Annotated in this window: 18 protein-coding genes; 9 read left to right on the forward strand and 9 right to left on the reverse strand. The window is 30.5% G+C overall.

What is annotated here, in order from left to right; genetic code table 11:
* The first annotated feature begins 2 nt into the window (after positions 1–2).
* From OWM07_RS03555 to OWM07_RS03590, 8 genes are read left to right on the forward strand one after another with little or no spacing between them, the layout of a single operon-like run.
* On the forward strand, positions 3–716 hold the full coding sequence (locus OWM07_RS03555; RefSeq protein WP_423302292.1) for a tetratricopeptide repeat protein: 714 nt from the start codon (positions 3–5) through the stop codon (positions 714–716).
* Positions 717–1,997, forward strand: coding sequence for a serine--tRNA ligase (gene serS / locus OWM07_RS03560; protein WP_423302293.1), 1,281 nt, complete (start codon positions 717–719; stop codon positions 1,995–1,997).
* A 1-nt stretch (position 1,998) separates the two neighbouring features.
* Positions 1,999–2,685, forward strand: a complete 687-nt coding sequence (gene rsmI, locus OWM07_RS03565) for a 16S rRNA (cytidine(1402)-2'-O)-methyltransferase (RefSeq protein WP_423302294.1) — start codon at positions 1,999–2,001, stop codon at positions 2,683–2,685.
* A complete protein-coding gene (locus OWM07_RS03570; protein ID WP_423302295.1) occupies positions 2,666–3,928 on the forward strand; it encodes a glycerate kinase type-2 family protein in 1,263 nt (420 codons plus the stop codon). The genes rsmI and OWM07_RS03570 overlap by 20 nt, the downstream gene beginning before the upstream one ends.
* Before the next feature lie 9 nt (positions 3,929–3,937).
* Positions 3,938–4,378 (forward strand): DMT family transporter, encoded by a 441-nt coding sequence (locus tag OWM07_RS03575; protein ID WP_423302296.1) that lies wholly within the window; start codon positions 3,938–3,940, stop codon positions 4,376–4,378.
* 5 nt (positions 4,379–4,383) lie between these two features.
* Positions 4,384–5,622, forward strand: a complete 1,239-nt coding sequence (locus OWM07_RS03580; protein WP_423302297.1) for a M48 family metallopeptidase — start codon at positions 4,384–4,386, stop codon at positions 5,620–5,622.
* Positions 5,612–6,022, forward strand: a complete 411-nt coding sequence (locus OWM07_RS03585) for a SoxR reducing system RseC family protein (protein WP_423302298.1) — start codon at positions 5,612–5,614, stop codon at positions 6,020–6,022. Before OWM07_RS03580 ends, OWM07_RS03585 begins: the two co-directional genes overlap by 11 nt.
* Positions 6,019–6,615, forward strand: a complete 597-nt coding sequence (locus tag OWM07_RS03590) for a MarC family protein (RefSeq protein WP_423302299.1) — start codon at positions 6,019–6,021, stop codon at positions 6,613–6,615. The genes OWM07_RS03585 and OWM07_RS03590 overlap by 4 nt, the downstream gene beginning before the upstream one ends.
* Here OWM07_RS03590 and OWM07_RS03595 read toward each other — a convergent pair.
* From OWM07_RS03595 to OWM07_RS03620, 6 genes are read right to left on the reverse strand one after another with little or no spacing between them, the layout of a single operon-like run.
* Positions 6,612–7,946, reverse strand: a complete 1,335-nt coding sequence (locus tag OWM07_RS03595) for a two-component system sensor histidine kinase NtrB (protein WP_423302300.1) — start codon at positions 7,944–7,946, stop codon at positions 6,612–6,614. The genes OWM07_RS03590 and OWM07_RS03595 overlap by 4 nt on opposite strands.
* A complete protein-coding gene (gene hisD / locus OWM07_RS03600) occupies positions 7,936–9,216 on the reverse strand; it encodes a histidinol dehydrogenase (RefSeq protein ID WP_423302301.1) in 1,281 nt (426 codons plus the stop codon). The genes OWM07_RS03595 and hisD overlap by 11 nt, the downstream gene beginning before the upstream one ends.
* Positions 9,200–10,270, reverse strand: coding sequence for a diguanylate cyclase (locus tag OWM07_RS03605; protein ID WP_423302302.1), 1,071 nt, complete (start codon positions 10,268–10,270; stop codon positions 9,200–9,202). The genes hisD and OWM07_RS03605 overlap by 17 nt, the downstream gene beginning before the upstream one ends.
* The gene (locus OWM07_RS03610) at positions 10,267–12,645 is read right to left on the reverse strand and encodes a DNA polymerase (RefSeq protein WP_423302303.1); all 2,379 of its coding nucleotides are present in this window, start codon (positions 12,643–12,645) and stop codon (positions 10,267–10,269) included. Before OWM07_RS03610 ends, OWM07_RS03605 begins: the two co-directional genes overlap by 4 nt.
* Positions 12,642–13,562: a branched-chain amino acid transaminase gene (locus OWM07_RS03615; RefSeq protein ID WP_423302304.1), complete on the reverse strand. Its 921-nt coding sequence runs from the start codon at positions 13,560–13,562 to the stop codon at positions 12,642–12,644. The genes OWM07_RS03610 and OWM07_RS03615 overlap by 4 nt, the downstream gene beginning before the upstream one ends.
* A gap of 14 nt (positions 13,563–13,576) precedes the next feature.
* The gene (locus OWM07_RS03620; protein WP_423302305.1) at positions 13,577–14,566 is read right to left on the reverse strand and encodes an NAD(P)H-dependent glycerol-3-phosphate dehydrogenase; all 990 of its coding nucleotides are present in this window, start codon (positions 14,564–14,566) and stop codon (positions 13,577–13,579) included.
* Positions 14,567–14,614: 48 nt separating this feature from the next.
* Between OWM07_RS03620 and OWM07_RS03625 the strand changes: the two genes are divergently transcribed.
* Positions 14,615–14,893: a late competence development ComFB family protein gene (locus OWM07_RS03625; RefSeq protein WP_423302306.1), complete on the forward strand. Its 279-nt coding sequence runs from the start codon at positions 14,615–14,617 to the stop codon at positions 14,891–14,893.
* A gap of 29 nt (positions 14,894–14,922) precedes the next feature.
* Here the strand turns inward: OWM07_RS03625 and OWM07_RS03630 are convergent, their stop codons facing one another.
* The 3 genes from OWM07_RS03630 to OWM07_RS03640 are packed head-to-tail and all read right to left on the reverse strand — an operon-like array spanning position 14,923 to position 18,337.
* A complete protein-coding gene (locus tag OWM07_RS03630) occupies positions 14,923–15,387 on the reverse strand; it encodes a ferritin family protein (RefSeq protein WP_423302307.1) in 465 nt (154 codons plus the stop codon).
* A 9-nt stretch (positions 15,388–15,396) separates the two neighbouring features.
* Positions 15,397–16,827 (reverse strand): NADH-quinone oxidoreductase subunit N, encoded by a 1,431-nt coding sequence (locus tag OWM07_RS03635; protein WP_423302308.1) that lies wholly within the window; start codon positions 16,825–16,827, stop codon positions 15,397–15,399.
* A 10-nt stretch (positions 16,828–16,837) separates the two neighbouring features.
* Positions 16,838–18,337, reverse strand: coding sequence for an NADH-quinone oxidoreductase subunit M (locus tag OWM07_RS03640; RefSeq protein WP_423302309.1), 1,500 nt, complete (start codon positions 18,335–18,337; stop codon positions 16,838–16,840).
* Position 18,338 lies beyond the last annotated feature (1 nt).

An 18,338-nucleotide genomic window follows, 5' to 3' on the forward strand; every position in this document is an offset into this window, starting at 1 on the left:
AAATGGAAAATAATAACTATTTTTACTTGTACGAAAAAGGGAAAGAAGAGTTTTTTGCTGGCGATTATGAAAAAGCCAGACAATATTTAGAAGAGTTTATTAAATACAAAGATAATTTTGCTGATGTTTATAATTTTTTAGGTTTTATTTACTACATATCAAATGACTTAAATCGTGCAATTTCATATTATGAAAAAGCTGTCTCCTTAAACCCTCACTATACTGAAGCATTAATGAATATTACTGTAATCTATCACAGTATAGGAGAATACGAAAAAGCTGAAAAATACTTTGAAATGCTCAGAGAAAAGAAGCAAATCAAAGGGATTGCTGATAAACACTGTATAGGAAAACTTGCTAATTTACACGCAGATTTAGCAAAAAAATATTTAACACTATTTATGTATGAAGAAGCCTTAGAAGAATACGAAAAAGCTTTAAAATTAGCTCCCGATTTTCCCGATATCAGACTTGCTTATGCAAATGCCTTAAGAGATGCAAACAAGTTAGAAGAAGCAATTTTTCAATATGATCAAGTTCTTTTAAAAAAACCTGATTATATAGATGCATTAATAAATCAGGCGATCACATTTTATAAATTAGGTTATTTTGGTTTTGCACTTGATGCACTAAAAAAAGCAAAAGATATAAATCCAGAAAATAAAAACCTGAAGGCTTTCTTATATCTATTAGAAAACTCAAAGGAGGTTGAATAAGTGCTTGATCTTAAATTTGTAATTTCTAACCTCGAACTTGTAAAAGATAAAACTATAAAAAGGGGTTATACGGACATCGATTTTGAAGAGCTAAAAAACCTCGATAAAGAAAGAAGGGAAACTATTCAAAAAGTAGAAGAGTTAAAAAAAGAGAGAAATGAAAAATCAAGGGAAATAGGTAAATTAAAAAAAGAAAAAAAAGACACTTCTCATATAGAAAATCGTGTTAAAGAGATTAAAGAAGAAATAGAGGTTTTAGACAACAAAGTTAAAGAAATTCAAGAAAAGATAAATTTCATCCTTTTAAGGATACCAAATCTTATAGACGATTCTGTTCCCATTGGTGAAGATGAATCGGGAAATGTTTTATATAAAGAGTGGGGAAACAAGAGGGAGTTTGATTTTACTCCAAAACCTCATTGGGATATCGCTGAACAGCTTGATATTGTAGATTTTGAAAGAGGTGTGAAGTTAGCTAAATCAAGATTTTCACTTTATAAAGGGGTTGGAGCAAAGCTTGAGAGAGCTTTAATAAACTTTATGTTAGATGTTCAAGGTAAAAATGGTTATGTGGAAGTGCTCCCACCATTTTTGGTGAATGAAAAAACAATGACAGGCACAGGCCAGCTTCCAAAATTTGAAGAAGAACTTTTTAAATGCGAAAGGGATAACCTATACCTTATACCTACAGCAGAAGTTCCCGTAACAAATATTTATGCTGACGAAATTTTAAATGAAGATGATCTACCAATTTACATGACAGCTTACACACCTTGTTTTAGAAGGGAAGCTGGAAGTCACGGGAAAGATGTAAGGGGTTTAATTAGACAGCATCAGTTTAACAAGGTTGAACTTGTAAAAATTGTAAAACCAGAAGATTCCGACAACGAATTAGAAAAATTACTTTTAGATGCTGAAAAAATCTTACAGCTGTTAGAAATCCCTTATAGGGTTATGACACTTTGTAGTGGTGATATAGGCTTTTCTGCAGCCAAAACTTATGATATAGAAGTATGGCTTCCAGGTCTTGGCACATACAAAGAGATTTCTTCATGTAGCAATTTCAAGGATTTTCAATCAAGAAGGGCAAATATAAAATTTCGTAGGAAAGACACCAAAAAGACCGAATACCCACACACTCTAAACGGCTCTGGGCTTGCAGTAGGCAGGACATTCCTTGCTATATTAGAAAACTACCAGCAAGAAGATGGATCTGTCGTTGTGCCTGAAGTTTTAAGAGAGTATATGGGTGGAATTGAAATAATAAAGCCTGAAAAATAGTGTGAATACATTATATGTTTTAGCAACACCCTTATCACAACAGTTTGATCAACTCCCCCAATACCAAATTGAGATTTTGAAAAATACCGATTTATTCATTGGGGAAGAAAAAAGATTTATCCATAGGCTACTTGCCTTTTTAGATAAAAGAGATGCAAAATATATACAAATCAATGAGCATTCAAAAGTAGATGACTTACTTTTTGCTATCGATTTAATATTAGAGCATAAAAATGCAGTGCTATTTTCAGATGTAGGAACACCAGCAGTAGCAGATCCCGGATTTAATCTAATAGATCTTGCTTATAAAAAAGGGATTAAAGTTTTATCTCTTCCTGGGCCTTCATCTATAACTACAGCACTTTCTGTATCAGGTTTTTATGCAGAAAGATTTTATTTTGCTGGTTTCCCACCAAAAAAAGAACCTTATAGAAGAAGATTTTTAAAAAAGATTGCTGATAAAAAAGAAACAGTCGTATTAATGGAAAGACCATACACTCTTGAAAAAATTTTGAAGGAATTGCAATTTATTAACAGAAGGGTTTCCATATCATTTAATCTTGGTTTAAAAGATGAAATAACAATAAGAGGAAAAGTAAACGAACTATTAGAAAAAACAAAAGATTTTAATAAAATACCCTTCGTAATAGTTATTGAAGGTGGATTTAATGAGAGAAAATTTAAATGACTTTTTGAAAAAATTTATCCAACACATATTGCCAGACAATCTGATAAAAGAAAAAGTGGAAATTGATAATGGTTTTTTAATAATTCAAGATAAAAAGTATGATATCAAAAATAAAAATATTCATATCGTTGGCTCTGGCAAAGCTTCGGTTTTTATGGGTAAAGGGTTGATCGAAAAATTAGGTGACAAAATTGCTGGTGGTATAATTATCTCAAATTTCCCTTACCAGCTTGATAAAATTGAAGTTGTTGTGGGTTCACACCCATATCCAGATGAGAAATCGGTTAATTGTACTTTAAGGTTAATCAACTATATAAAAAATTTAGACAAAGATGATTTTATTATCTACCTATTAAGTGGCGGCACATCTGCTTTACTAGAATTACCCGATGAAGAACTATCTATAACAGAATTAAACGATATAACCAAGAAATTGATGAATTTAGGCTTATCTATATATGAGCTAAACAGTATCCGAAAGAGGCTTTCCAAAGTAAAAGGTGGAAAGCTCTTAAAATTTGTAAAATCAGATATTGTCGCGCTTGTGCTATCTGATGTGGTAAACGACAAATTAGAGTTTATAGGCTCTGCTCCACTTTATCCATCAATTGATGATATCTCTAAAATTTTGGAAAAATACAATTTAAAAGATTTATTTAATGAAAAGATTTATAATCTTCTTCTCCATGATGAAAAGTTAGATCTTCTTCCACCAGCTCATCATATAATAGGCAATAATAAAGAAGCTTTAATTTTTGCAAAGAACTTTTTTGAATCAAAAGGTTTAAATACAATAATTTTAACCTCTTACTATCAAAAAGATGCTGAAACCTTAGGAGCCCTATTTGCTGGAATCTACAAAAATATATTAGCTGATGGTTTCCCTGCAAAAAGGCCTGTTGCAATATTAGCTGGTGGAGAATCCACTGTAAATGTTAAAGGTCAGGGGAAAGGTGGAAGAAACCAACATTTAGTATTATCCTTTTTAAACTCTGTTGAATATTTTGATAAAAACAGCTTGTTTTTTAGTTTTGGTACTGATGGTATAGATGGCCCCACAGATGCCGCAGGTGCTTTTATTGATTACGAAGTTTACAAAGAAGCAGTAAAACAAGATTTAGATACAGAACAATTTTTAATTAACTCTAACTCATATAACTTTTTTAACAAAATAGATGGCTTAATAAAAACAGGTGCTACAGGAACAAATGTCTGTGATATTACCTGCCTTATTGTTTTATAAGAGGTTTTTATGGATAAATATTTTGTAATGCTTCTTTTAGCCATTGCTGGAACCTTTGTTTCGCTACAGGCTTCAATAAATGCAAAACTTGCAAAATATGTAGGGTTTTTAGAAAGTGCTTTTATCTCTTTTTTAGTAGGAACCTTTACTTTGTTAATCTTCTTATTTTTTAAAGGGTTTTCGGGCTTAAAACAGATAGGGGAAGTCCCACTACAATTTTTAACAGGTGGTATTCTTGGAGCATTTTTTGTTTTCGTAATAACTTATGCTGTTCCCAAAATAGGGGTAAGTGCTGCGCTAAGTATCACAATTGCTGTACAACTCATTCTTGGTTTATTACTTGATAAATTTAACCCTTTTGCTATAAATAGTTTTGAAGTTTCTATATACAATATTTTAGGTGTTATTTTAACAATTATTGGTGTAATAATGCTTACATACAACAGGTAAAGCCTATGACAAACATTGGGTATATTATATTATCTATTTTAATTTTAGTAGAATGTGCAGAAATTTTTTTAGAAAAGATTAATATTAATTATGCAAAGAAGGTTTTAAAATCTAAAGAATTGCCTTCTTTTTTAAATCAAGATGTTTTACAAAAAACAATTCAATATCAATCTTCAAATGTTAATCTTGATATTTATAAGTCTATAGTAGATATTCTTTTTTTAATCTTTATATTTACATATGGGATTATTCAAAAATATGCACTTTATATCTTTTCGATAACCTCAAATGAATTCATAAGAGCAATATTTTTTCTAATTGGAATACAATTGGTAATGGGAATTATAAACTTACCTTTTTCTTTGTATAAACAGTTTGTAATTGAAGAAAAATTCGGTTTTAACAGAATGAATTTATCACTATTCTTTAGGGACTTAATTATTTCTTCGATTATAAGTTTTATTATTTTTACTATCTTATTATTTGCCATTATTACATTCATTGATTATTTCAAAACCATTTGGTGGATAATCGGAGCTTTCTTCGTTTTACTTTTTGTAATTCTAATCAATTATTTATATCCTACACTTATTGCTCCTCTTTTCAACAAATTCGAACCAATTAATGACCCTGATCTACTTGAAAAAATAAACGAGCTATCCACAAAAAGCGGATTTGATTTGAACAAAATTTATAAAATGGATGCATCTAAAAGAAGCTCACACGGAAATGCCTACTTTACAGGTTTTGGAAAGAAAAAAAGGGTTGTGCTGTTTGATACTATACTTGAAAAATTGAGTTATGATGAGATTGCATCTGTACTTGCTCATGAGCTTGGTCATTTTAAGTATAAACATATTTTGAAAAATATTATTATCTCGTTTTTAATTATTTTTATTTCATTCTACTTAACATTTATATTGCTTCAAAAAGATTTTATATATCAAATATTTGGTTTTCCAAAATTTTTAGCATCTGGATTTTTTGTAATCTCCTTGCTAATGTCCCCTGCAAAATTTATTATTTCTCCGATATTTTCAGCAATCTCAAGAAAGTTTGAGTTTGAAGCTGACGAATACGCAATTAAAACCTTTGAAAATCGATCTTCATTTAAAAATGCTTTAATAAAACTATACAAAGACAATTTATCTAATCCATTCCCCCATCCACTCTATGTAAAATTATACTACTCACATCCACCATTAATTGACAGACTACAAAGGATAGATAGTTATGGGAGTTAAAAAACATCAAGGAACCATTGTAAAAATAGAAAATAACAAAATGTATATACAGTTTATAAAAGATGCTGGATGCAGTAGTTGTGAACATAGAGAAACATGCGGAATGACTGAAGAACATAACCTTTTTGATTTCGAATTAAAAAAAGGATTTAATGTTGGAGATAATGTTATTGTAACAATCGAAGATAAAACACTTTATAAATCAGCTTTTTTAATCTACATTATCCCAATAATTCTCATACTTTTAACAGCGATTATTTCTAATACAATTTTTACAAAACTTAAAATGAATGAAATTTTAACACCTATTATTACACTGCTTGTTACTGCAATATATTTTATTGTTTTGCGAATTAAATATAAAAATAAAAAAATAGATATGAAAGTAGAAAAACTATGAACGAGATTTTAATATTATATTTTAAGTCTATAACTACACTCTTTTTAGTAATTGACCCTGTTGGCATTATCCCTGTTTACATGGCTTTAACAAAAGGGATGACAGTCAAAGATAGAAAAAATCTATTAAATAAATCGATTATTGTTGCCTTTATACTTTTAGGTGTTTTTACAATAGCTGGTAGCGGTATTCTCTGGCTTTTTGGGATAGATGTTCACGATTTTAGAGTTGCTGGTGGCTTACTATTTCTGTTAATTTCAATTCAAATAATTTTTGGTAATAATGATGCCGAATATAGTGAAAAAATATCTGGGATAGTCCCCTTTGCTACACCTATCATGGTTGGCCCTGGTGTGGTAACTGCTACTATAGTCTTAACAGGTACAGTGGGTGTAATCCCTACTCTTGTTTCAGGAATAATAGCCTTTCTTTTAACTTACATTATCCTTTATTTTGGAAGACAAATATTAGAACTATTAGGTCAAAATGTGACAGATGTTATTACAAAAGTTATCGGTCTAATTTTAGCGGCAATCTCCATACACTATATTAGAGAAGGGATTTTAGGGATTATAAAGCATTCTGCAGGCTAATTGCATTTACATTTATCAATAGTATATATTATTGGCAACATCAACCTAAAAGTAGTTCCTTCATCTACCTTGGATTCAACTTCTATCGTTCCACCATACTGTTCTACAATATTTTTTACGATAAATAGCCCAACACCTGTTCCATCATCTTTCGTAGTAAAGCTTAAAGAAAATATTTTATCCATTAATTCCTCAGGTATACCACATCCATTGTCAGACAATTCAATAATAATATTATCATTTAAGCAATATATACTTATATTAATTATACCGCCATTACCTTCATTAAATTTTTCAAAAATTGCATCCCTTGCATTAACAAGTAGATTTAGAAAAATCTGATCAATGTGGGTCTTACTTATCAAACCAACGCATGCACACTTGCAATCAACATTTATTTTAATATTCTTACCTATTATCCTTCTATAAAAATCTTTATTTTCATATATGTAATCACAAAAATTTATTTTTATTATATTCTCTTTTTTTCCAATATCTTTTAAACTTAACACAAATTCATTCATTACATTTGCATACTTGTAAATCTGCTCTATCATAACCTTTACATCATCACTAAAATCTTTACTTTTCAAATAATCACAAAGTGAAAACATTCCTGTTAATATATTTTTCATATCATGTGCAATATTACCTACAAACCTTCCTAATGTAATATTTTTCTCATTCTGAATAAGATTCTTTTCCAGTATTTTCATCTCTGTGATATCCTGCTTAATTGCACATATTTCTATAATTTCACCCATAGAATCAAAAATAGGGAAAATCACACTTCTATCAATATATAAAGAACCATCTTTTTTTCTATTTACAAACTCTCCAACCCACTTTTCCCCTGCCAAGACTGTATCCCATAAGTTTTTATAATACTCTTTATCATGTTCTCCACTTTTCCATATTCTTGGGTTTTTACCACTTACATCATTAAAAGAGAAACCTGTCATCTTTTCGAAGCCTCTATTAACAAAATTAATATTACCATTTTTATCAGTAATTATTATACCTACAGGTGCTTGATTTATTATGGCATTTAATGTGAAAAATTTCTCTACAAATTGATTAATACCAGTTCTATCATCAAGCTCAAATATAAGCTTATCTTGATAAATATTTACCTTAACTCTATAAAAATGCCTATCAATACTAACATTTAATAACTTATTTTTTCTTTCATTATACTTCTTAAGGATTTCATCAAAAATTTTTTCTTTATTTTTTAAACTGCTAAATGCTTTATTCTCATATATTTTTTCAAATTTTGAATCGATAATAAAAATATGTTCATTAAAATCATCAAATAAATCAAAATTCACTATCCTTCTCCAACCTAACTTTTACAGAGTTAGCATGAGCATCTAACCCCTCGCTTTTAGCCATCTTAATAATCATATCACCAAATTTTTTTACATACTCTTTTGAACAATTAATAATACTACTTTTTTTCATAAAATCATACACACCAAGTGGTGAAAAAAATCTAGCAGTTCCACCAGTGGGTAAAGTATGATTTGGTCCAGCAAAATAATCACCAATTGCCTCAGGTGTAAAGTGCCCCATAAATATGGCACCGGCATGTTTAATTTTGTAAAGTAGTTCAAAAGGGTTTTGAACAGACAATTCTAAATGTTCTGGAGCCACCATATTTGCAAATTTGACAGCTTCCTCAACATCTTTTACTAACAAAATACCACCAAACTTTTCCAAAGATTTTTGAGCGATTTCAGACCTTTTTAAATTATTTAATTGTACGGTTAACTCCTCTTTTATTTTATTTGCCAAATCTTTATCCCATGTAATTGTAATAGCACTTGCTAATTCATCATGTTCAGCCTGAGAGAGCATATCTGCAGCAACAAATTTTGGATTTGCGCTCTCATCGGCAATAATCAAAATCTCACTTGGCCCTGCAATCATATCTATATCAACAAAACCAAATACAAGTTTTTTTGCCAAAGCCACATAAATATTTCCTGGACCTACAATTTTATCCACCTTTTCCACAGTATCAGTTCCAAAAGCGACAGCTGCAATTGCCTGTGCACCACCTAAAAGATATACCCGATCTACACCTGCAAGATATGCCACCCCTAAAACAAGCTTATTAATTTCACCATTTGAAGCAGGCGTTGTCATGACTACTCTATTTACACCCGCAACCTTTGCTGGGATCACATTCATCAAAACAGTAGAGGGGTAGCTAGCTTTACCGCCAGGTACATAAACCGAAACACTATCAATAGGGCTTATTTTTTGCCCCAAAACAGCTCCATCGCTTTCTATCAAATAGGTTTTCTCTAATTGAGTTTTGTGGAAATTTTCTATATTTTCTTTAGCTTTATTAAATGCTAATTTTAGATCTTCAGGGATTTCATCATAAAACTTTTTCAACTCTTCTTTTTCAAAATAAAATTTATTATCTAAGTCATATTTATCAAATCTAAGTGTTAGATCTTTTAATGTTTTGTCCCCAAATTTTCTCACATCTGAGATAATCTTATTTACAGTATCAAGATAATCAGCTTCTAATATTTCCCCTCTTTTTAAAATCTGATTTATCTTTTCTGAGTTAGGATAAAATATCATTATTAACCCCTATAATTTTCATTTTCCCTTTATTTTTAGCCATATAAAGTCTATCATCGGCTAATTTTAAGATCGCCTCAGCACTCAAATCATCCATTTCATCATCAGGTACTAATACAAAACCTCCAGAAATCCCAATTTCAATATCTAAATTTAATTTCTGAACTACACTTTTTAAAATATTACAAAGCTTACTGCTAACACCTTTAATCATATCAAAGGTAGCCTCAGGTAGTATAATATAAAACTCATCACCACCAAACCTTCCCATTATATCTGCTTTTCTAGATGAACTATACAACTCATTTGCAAATCTTTTCAAAAATTCATCACCAAACAAATGCCCTTTTACATCATTGATTTTTTTAAAATTATCTATATCTATAAGTCCCAATGCAAAACTTTTATTATATCTTTTGTGCATATTTATGAATTTTTCTAAAAAATCATATAACGCAAGCTTATTGTAGGTACCGGTTAAAAAATCAACTAACATCTGTTTTGATAGTCTCTCAGCATCATACAATTTTCTCAATGCCACAGATATCTTAAAGCATAAATCTTTTATGAAATCTGTACTTTTAGTTTCAATAAACTTTTCGGGATCTTTAGAATAAAAATTTAATGAACCAACTATTCTGCCATCCTCAATTATAGGTGATATTAGATAAGAATTCATCTCCTTAAATACATCAAACTCAGAAATAAAATTCGTTTTACCCACTCCAGAATAAGCCCTCTTTTCAAGAAAAAAATATTTAAAGGCTTTATTATCTATAAAATATACTCTATCATCAATTTCATCACTAATTCTATCAAAATTAAATGTTTCCCTGTCAACAAAAAGCGCCACTCTATCAATTTCAAAAATATCTTCTAAATATTTTAAAGGCTTCTCTGCAAAATCTTTTAAGCTTTCTGCTAATAAAAAAGCATATTCAACGACTTTAAATCCCTGATTCTTTATCTCATTCTCTTTAATTAGCTCCAAAATCCCTTCTAACTCTTTTTTTAATTCATGGTTTTCTTTTAGTATATTGTTTAATTTACTCACTCTTTTAAACCTCCCCAGTTTTTACCAATAGAGTAATTAACCTTTAGAGGAACTTTTAAATCTACAATTGTCTCCATAATATCCTTAATTTTGATAGCTAACGATTCTGAATACTCCTCTTTTATTTCAAAGAGCAATTCATCATGTATCTGTAATAGCATTTTAGCATTATTATCCAATTTATGCAAATATTCATATATTTTTATCATTGCAAGTTTTATTATATCTGCAGCAGACCCTTGTATCGGAGCATTGATTGCTACTCTTTCAGCTCTTTGTCTTAGCATCTTATTTGCACTATTTATATCACTAATAAATCGTTTTCTACCCAATATCGTCTCTGTAAACCCCTTTTCTCTTGCATCTAAAATAACTTTATCAATATATTTTTTTACGCCTGGATATAATTCAAAATATTTTTCAATAAATATTTTTGCTTCACTTTGTGAAATACCTGTATCCCTAGCCAATCCATATGGACTAAGCCCATAAATAATCCCAAAATTTACTGCTTTTGCTAATCTTCTATGTTTTGAATCTACTTCTTTAATGGAAAATATCTCCATTGCTGTTTTTGTATGTATATCTTCATCATTTTTAAATGCATCTATTAAATTTTTATCTTCTGATAAACTTGCTAATATTCTCAATTCAATCTGCGAATAATCAAAACTTACTAAATTATACCCTTCTTCTGCCTCAAAACACTCCCTTATCCTTTTTCCATAAAGAGAACCAACTGGAATATTTTGTAGATTTGGATTTGTTGAGCTAATTCTACCAGTAGCAGTTCCCGTTTGTTTGAAGTGGGTATGAATTCTGCTATTCTCATCTACATAATTCAATAAATTTATCGTATATGTATTATTTAATTTATTAAGTTCCCTATATTTTAAAATCATATCTATAAGATCTGCATGACCTGGATTGTAAAATTTAATTTCTATTAAAGCCTCCTCTGAGGTAGAGAATCCTGTTTTAGTTTTTTTAGACGGTTTTAACCCCATTTTTTCAAAAAGGATCTCTGATAATTGCTTGGGAGAATTTAAATTAAAATCATACCCACAATAATCTTTAATATTTTTTTCATATTCATTTAGCTTGTTTATCAACTCACTATTTATTTGATAGACTTTTTCTTTATTTATTTTTATCCCATTCTTTTCCATTTCATATAATACTTCTGTAACAGGCAACTCTACATTTTCGTACAAATCAATTAATCCATACTCTTTTAATTTTTCCAACTCTTGTTTTGCTACGGAAGAAACTCTAATTACAAAATCTTCGAAACTTTCTTCTTTATGCTTTTTGATACCGCCTGAGTCTGGTTCATTCATCCATGATATTATTTTTACATCGTAAATCTCTTTTGAAAATTTGATATCTTTTACTTTTTTTATCTCCTTTATGTCATAAAAAAACTTATAATCATTCAATTCAATGTCATCATAAAATATTTCTCGGTTTTTTAATGCAATCAATTTATCTTCAATAAAACAAACAACATCTACTAAATCATCTTCTTTAACTTTTTCCACTTTTTTATTATCGGTATCTTTAAATAGCCTGTTAATAATTGTTTTTAGCTCAAAATATTCTAAATATTCTCTTAATTTATTATCATCTTTGATTGCTTCATAAACCTTTAAATCTTTTATATAATTCAATTTTACTAATTCTTTGCTAAAATAAGCATTTTTCTTCCCTTCAATGAGCTTTTCCTTTAATTTTCCACTTATCTTATCAATATTTGCAAAGATATTATCAAAGCTTCCAAAATCATTGATTAACTTTGCAGCTGTCTTCTGCCCAATACCTTTAATCCCTGGAATATTATCTGATTGATCTCCGCTTAAAGCAAGCAAATCACATATCTGCTCAGGGTATACACCAAAAACTTTTTTTACTTTATCTCTATCAATCAATTCATCATCCTGATAATCGTAAATAAATACTTTATCATTTACTAATTGATGTAAATCCTTGTCTTTTGTTATTAAATAAATAGTGTCTTTATCATGATTACATATTAATGTATAAATCAAGTCATCAGCTTCTGTAGCTTCTTGATATACTACATACACACCTATATAAGGAAGTATCCTTTTCAGATTTTCTACTTGGGGTATAAGTGCTTCAGGCGTTTTTTCTCTATGTGCCTTGTAATCCTTATGAACTCTATGTCTTTCAGTTTCACCTTTACTATCAAATACAACATATATTTTTTCAGGTTTATGTTTTTCCTTCAGTGTTAGTATTAAATTTATAAACGAATGTAAAATAGAAGTCGGCTCCCCTTTTGAGTTTGTCAAAAGGGGAGTTTTGTAAAATATTCTATAACAGACAGAATGCCCATCAATAACAAAAATCATTTTACCAATGTAAGCCAGTCTTTGTAACTTTCAACATTACCTTTTACAATTTCAAAGAATCTATTTTGTATCTTTTCTGTAATAGCACCTCTTTTTCCAACTCCGATGGTTCTTCCATCAAGCTCTCTAATAGGTGTAACTTCAGCTGCTGTCCCTGTAAAAAACGCCTCATCTGCTATATACATTTCATCCCTAGTAAATCTTCTTTCTATAACTTCATATCCTAAATCTTTTGCTATTTTTATTACTGAATCCCTAGTGATCCCTCTGAGGATTGATGTAACTGGTGGAGTTGAAATTATATTATCTTTAACAATAAATATATTTTCACCACTACCTTCAGCAACATAACCATCAGGATCTAAAAACAGCGCTTCATCATAACCGTTCATCAAAGCTTCTCTTTTAGCTAAAACAGATGTGATATAATTCCCGCATGCTTTTGCCCTTGTAGCGATAGTATTAACATGAAACCTATTAAAACTTGATGTCTTTACTCTAATACCATTTCTAAGCCCTTCTTCCCCCAAATACGCTCCCCAGCTCCATGCAGCTATTACCACATCTATAGGAAACTCATCATCAACAGCAAGTCCCAAACTTTTATACCCATAGTAAATAATAGGCCTAATGTAGCAGCTTTTTAGCCCATTTGCTTTTATTGTCTCTATTATGGCATTACTTATTTCTTCTTCGTTATATTTCACATTCATCATAAAAATTTTTGCAGATTCCAATAATCTCTTAACATGCTCTTTTAATCTAAATACAGCTGGCCCCTCTTTTGTTTCATAGCACCTTATCCCTTCAAATACTCCTACACCATAATGAAGGGTATGTGTTAGTACATGTGTTGTTGCATCCTCCCACTTGATCAGCTCTCCATTTTTCCAAATGTACTTACCACCTTCAAACATAACTCCTCCTAATATTATATATTTTCTTGTTTTAAAGGTCTCTCCATTATATCTTTAAACGATTGTAATGGATTCTTATCGTTATAAATTATATTATAAACTTCTTCACTAATAGGCATTTCCACATCTAAATCCTTTGCTAACTCAAAAGCTGCTTTCACAGTATAAACCCCTTCTGCTACCATTTTCATACCCTTTAAAATTTCATTTATCTTTTTCCCTTTTCCTATCTCAATACCTACACTTCTGTTTCTACTAAGCTCCCCTGTACAAGTAAGTACCAAATCCCCCACACCTGCTAACCCCATAAAGGTTTCAAGTTTACCACCCAATTTAAGCCCAAGTCTTGTTATTTCTCTTAAACCTCTAGTAATTATTCCAGCTCTTGCATTATTTCCAAAACCTAAACCATCAGATATACCCGTGGCTATAGCAATTACATTTTTTAAAGCTCCACCAACCTCAAGTCCTATCACATCATCTGTAGTATAACATCTAAAATAATTATTTGAAAATATCTTTTGCCAATAACCTGCTATTTTTAAATTATTTGATCCTATACTTACTGCCGTAGGCATCCTATTAGCGACTTCTTTTGCAAATGAAGGGCCAGAGATTACTGACACTTCAATATTTAAATATTCACGAAAAATATTATTAACAAACTTCTTGCTCTTTATTTCAATCCCCTTTGTAGCAACAATTATATCTTTACCAATTAATTTATCTTTAAAATATTCTATACACTCTCTAGTAAATTGTGTAGGAACTACCCAAACTATTTTCTCATGGTCATCGCTTAAATCTTCAAATGATTTACATTTGATATTCTTATTAAGCTTAATACCTTTCAAATAAATAATATTTTCATTATTTTCATTTATACTATCTACAATTTCTTTTTCCTTTGCATATAAAACTATATTATGTCCATTATCTGCAAGCAAATTTGCAAGTGCTGTACCCCAACTACCTGCACCAATTACTGCAATATACTCTTGCAAAATCTTACCTCCTATTTTAATATAACTTAAATTATTTTAGGAGGATTTATGTCTAAAATCAACATTTATGATATCGATAAAATAAAAAATATTAATGAAAAAAGGGTGTGGGATTTATTAGTTACTTTTTATGAGCAAAACGAAGAATATTGTACTTGTAGAGATTGTATTTTAGATGTTGCAGCAATAACTTTAAACAGTATCCCACCACATTATCAAGTTTCTGATGACTTAACACATGCTATTGATAAAATTAGCGACGATGAAATATTAAAGGTTATAGAAGAAGCTGCCAAAAGGGTATCTAAATTTCCTCATCATTTATAAAATAAAAAAAAAGGCCCGAAGGCCTTTTTTTAATTTTCATTATACACTATATCATCATACAGATTCTGGATTTTATTTCTGTGAGTAGCTTCCTCAACAGCCATCCTTCTAAAAAACTCTTCTACCTCTTTACCTGCAAATTTATCAGCCAATTTTTCATAGAATATTCTGGAATTATCTTCATGTTTCATAGCTATCCTAAGTACATCTTGAACATTCATATCTTCTGTAATCACTTGAGGTAAAACCATTTTAGCAATACCTAAGTCTGATGAATAATATTTTGTTTCCATCCCAATATGATCAATTTTCCCTGTTTTTATTGCCTCTTCAATCATTTTTTTATGATTAACTTCTTCCTCTGCTAACTCTTTAATAATAGCTTTAGCTCCTAAGTCCTTTAACATGTCATGAAGCTGCATATAAAAATCGTATGCCATTTGCTCTTTATGCAAAGCATCTTCTAATGCTTCTTTTAAAGTGATTTCGCTCATAACCCCACCTTAAACTATCATATTTTTTACAATATTAATAAATGTACTTGGAAATACAGTCAACAGTAATACTACCACTGTTGCTATAAATGTTGCTATAAAACCTGCAGGTCTTAAATTAGCCTCAACTTCATACTCAGCTTCTCTAAAGTACATATATACTGTAACTCTCATATAATAATAACATGCTATTGCACTGTTTATTACACCAATAATTGCTAACCAATATATTTTAGCTTTAATAGCTGCCATAAAAATATAAAACTTACCTATAAATCCTGCTAGAGGAGGGATACCAGCTAATGAGAACATAAATATTAACATAGCAAGTGAATATAATGGATGCTTTTTAGCTAATCCTGCAAAACTTTCTAATCTTTCATCATCAATAATCCCTTTATTCTTTAAAACACTAAGTAAAGTAAAAGCACCAATATTCATAAATGCATATATCATTACATACATAGCTATTGCCTTATATCCTAAATCGTTTGCTGCCACTAAACCAATAAGCATATAACCAGCATGGGAAATAGCTGAATATGCAAGCATCCTTTTAACATTGTTTTGAGCAATTGCAACTAAATTAGCATAAGTCATAGTTAGAACTGCTAATATTGAAAAGAACAATTGCCATTGAGCTGTTGCCGGAATACCTGCAACCATTAAAAATCTGACCATTCCACCAAATGCTGCTGCTTTTGGAGCAACTGTCATAAAACCAACAACAGGGGTAGGTGCACCATTATATACATCAGGCGCCCACATATGAAACGGTACAGCTGATATTTTGAATGCAAAACCTGCAAACATTAAAACTAATCCAAAAATGATACTGTAGTGAGACAATCCATTGGTTTTTATATATTCAGCAATGATGTGATATTTTGTACTTCCTGTGTAACCAAATACATAACTTAGACCATACAAAAATATGGCTGACGAAAATGCCCCCATTATAAAATATTTAATACCTGCTTCATTTGATAAAAGATCCTTCTTATTATATCCAGCTAAAATATACATTGCAATTGCCATAGTTTCCAAACCTAAATAAAACACTGATAGATCTGTTGCACTTACCATAAACATCATACCAATAATACTAAAAAACATCACAATATAGTATTCACCTTTATTTATCCCTCTCTCTTTCAAATAATCGACTGACCCAAGAGTGCTCAGTATATATGCAAAACCAAATGTAAGAAAAAACGCGTAAGAATAAACATCCCATACAACCATTCTATTGAATCCAAAGATTTTAAATCCATTAAAGGGTGGAATGGATGCTATTAATGCTAAAATTATAAAAGCAATCCCAAAATAACCCACACCTGCTTTTTTATCTTCCGCTGCAAGCACATCTATTACAATAAGTAATAATCCAAAGATCGTCATCAATATCTCAGGTAAAATAGAAACAATACTTTGAGCCATCCCATTCCTCCTATTTAAGCGCTATATTCATTGCATTAACATGTTCTAACAAGCTTTTTACACTTTCATGCATATATGAAGTAAATGTTTCTGGATATATTCCTGTCCAAAAAACTAAAATTATCAGTGGGAATAGATAAATAAACTCTCTGACATTCACATCTTCTATACTAGCCCATTTAGTATTAGGTGATTGGAAAAATACCCTCTGATACATCCAAAGCATGTATACAGCTGCAAAAATTACACCTGACGCAGCAACAATTGCATAATTTGACAATGTTTCAAATGCACCCACAAGCACTAAAAACTCGCCTATAAATCCACCCATACTTGGTAGTCCAATTGAACCAAATGTAAATATAGCAAAAATTGTCGCATAAACTGGAACATATTTTGCAATACCACCATAATCTGCTATTAACCTTGTATGTGTTCTCTCATAAATAAGACCGATTAACAAGAATAATGCACCAGTTATAATACCATGATTAAACATCTGTAAGATTCCGCCTTCTATCCCTGCTTGATTAAGAGCATAAATACCCAAAGTGACAAATCCCATGTGGCTAACAGATGAATAGGCTACTAACTTTTTTACATCTTCTTGCACCATAGCAACTAAAGCACCATAAATGATTGCCACCACAGATAACACAGCAATTAGTGGTACAAATTTAACTGAAGCTACAGGTGTTATTGGTAAGCAAAATCTTAAGAAACCGTAAGTACCCATTTTCAAAAGCACACCAGCAAGTATAACTGAACCAGCTGTTGGTGCTTCAACGTGCGCATCAGGTAACCATGTATGAAATGGAAACATAGGAACTTTTATAGCAAATCCCAAGAAGAAAGCTAAAAATACAATTGTCTGAAAGGATGGTGAAAACTGACCACTTGCAGCTGTAATTTTTAAAATATCAAAAGTATATTCACCAGTTAACTGACCATGTTTGAAATAAAGGGCAATAATCGCTAACATCATTAAGACAGAACCAGCCAATGTGTAAAGAAAGAATTTTATTGCAGCATAAACCCTTCTTTGACCGCCCCAGACACCAATAATTAGATACATTGGAATTAACATAGCTTCCCAGAAAATGTAAAAAAGGAAGAAATCTAAAGCAACAAATACGCCAACTATTGCTGCTTCTAATATGAGCATTGCAAGATAAAATTCTCTTTGCCTTTTATTTATGTATTTAAATGAAGCTAATATTGAGATCATAGTTAGCAATGTAGTGAGAAATACCATTAAAATAGAAATTCCATCTACACCTACATAATAGCTAATTCCCCATGCTTTTACCCAATCATATTTTTCAACAAACTGCATAGCTGCAGTTGATTTATCGAAATTCCACATCAATGGCATTGTTAATAAGAACTCTATAACACTAGCCACAAATGCTGCCCACATTGTAGCTTTGCCACTTCTCCATAGAGCAAATATAACCAATGCAGCTACAACTGGGAAGAATATCAAGATTGTTAATATATTACCCATCATC

This window comes from Deferribacter thermophilus, assembly GCF_049472675.1.
Classification (GTDB): domain Bacteria; phylum Chrysiogenota; class Deferribacteres; order Deferribacterales; family Deferribacteraceae; genus Deferribacter; species Deferribacter thermophilus.

What these genes read in the sequence shown, in the direction of transcription:
- OWM07_RS03580 (WP_423302297.1), top strand. Translation starts at nt 4,384, where the DNA reads ATGACAAACATTGGGTATATTATATTATCTATTTTAATTTTAGTAGAA.
- OWM07_RS03640 (WP_423302309.1), bottom strand. Translation starts at nt 18,337, where the DNA reads ATGATGGGTAATATATTAACAATCTTGATATTCTTCCCAGTTGTAGCT.
- hisD (WP_423302301.1), bottom strand. Translation starts at nt 9,216, where the DNA reads ATGATATTTTATCCTAACTCAGAAAAGATAAATCAGATTTTAAAAAGA.
- OWM07_RS03625 (WP_423302306.1), top strand. Translation starts at nt 14,615, where the DNA reads ATGTCTAAAATCAACATTTATGATATCGATAAAATAAAAAATATTAAT.
- OWM07_RS03555 (WP_423302292.1), top strand. Translation starts at nt 3, where the DNA reads ATGGAAAATAATAACTATTTTTACTTGTACGAAAAAGGGAAAGAAGAG.
- OWM07_RS03585 (WP_423302298.1), top strand. Translation starts at nt 5,612, where the DNA reads ATGGGAGTTAAAAAACATCAAGGAACCATTGTAAAAATAGAAAATAAC.
- OWM07_RS03635 (WP_423302308.1), bottom strand. Translation starts at nt 16,827, where the DNA reads ATGGCTCAAAGTATTGTTTCTATTTTACCTGAGATATTGATGACGATC.
- OWM07_RS03570 (WP_423302295.1), top strand. Translation starts at nt 2,666, where the DNA reads ATGAGAGAAAATTTAAATGACTTTTTGAAAAAATTTATCCAACACATA.
- OWM07_RS03590 (WP_423302299.1), top strand. Translation starts at nt 6,019, where the DNA reads ATGAACGAGATTTTAATATTATATTTTAAGTCTATAACTACACTCTTT.
- OWM07_RS03615 (WP_423302304.1), bottom strand. Translation starts at nt 13,562, where the DNA reads ATGTTTGAAGGTGGTAAGTACATTTGGAAAAATGGAGAGCTGATCAAG.
- OWM07_RS03610 (WP_423302303.1), bottom strand. Translation starts at nt 12,645, where the DNA reads ATGATTTTTGTTATTGATGGGCATTCTGTCTGTTATAGAATATTTTAC.
- OWM07_RS03630 (WP_423302307.1), bottom strand. Translation starts at nt 15,387, where the DNA reads ATGAGCGAAATCACTTTAAAAGAAGCATTAGAAGATGCTTTGCATAAA.
- OWM07_RS03575 (WP_423302296.1), top strand. Translation starts at nt 3,938, where the DNA reads ATGGATAAATATTTTGTAATGCTTCTTTTAGCCATTGCTGGAACCTTT.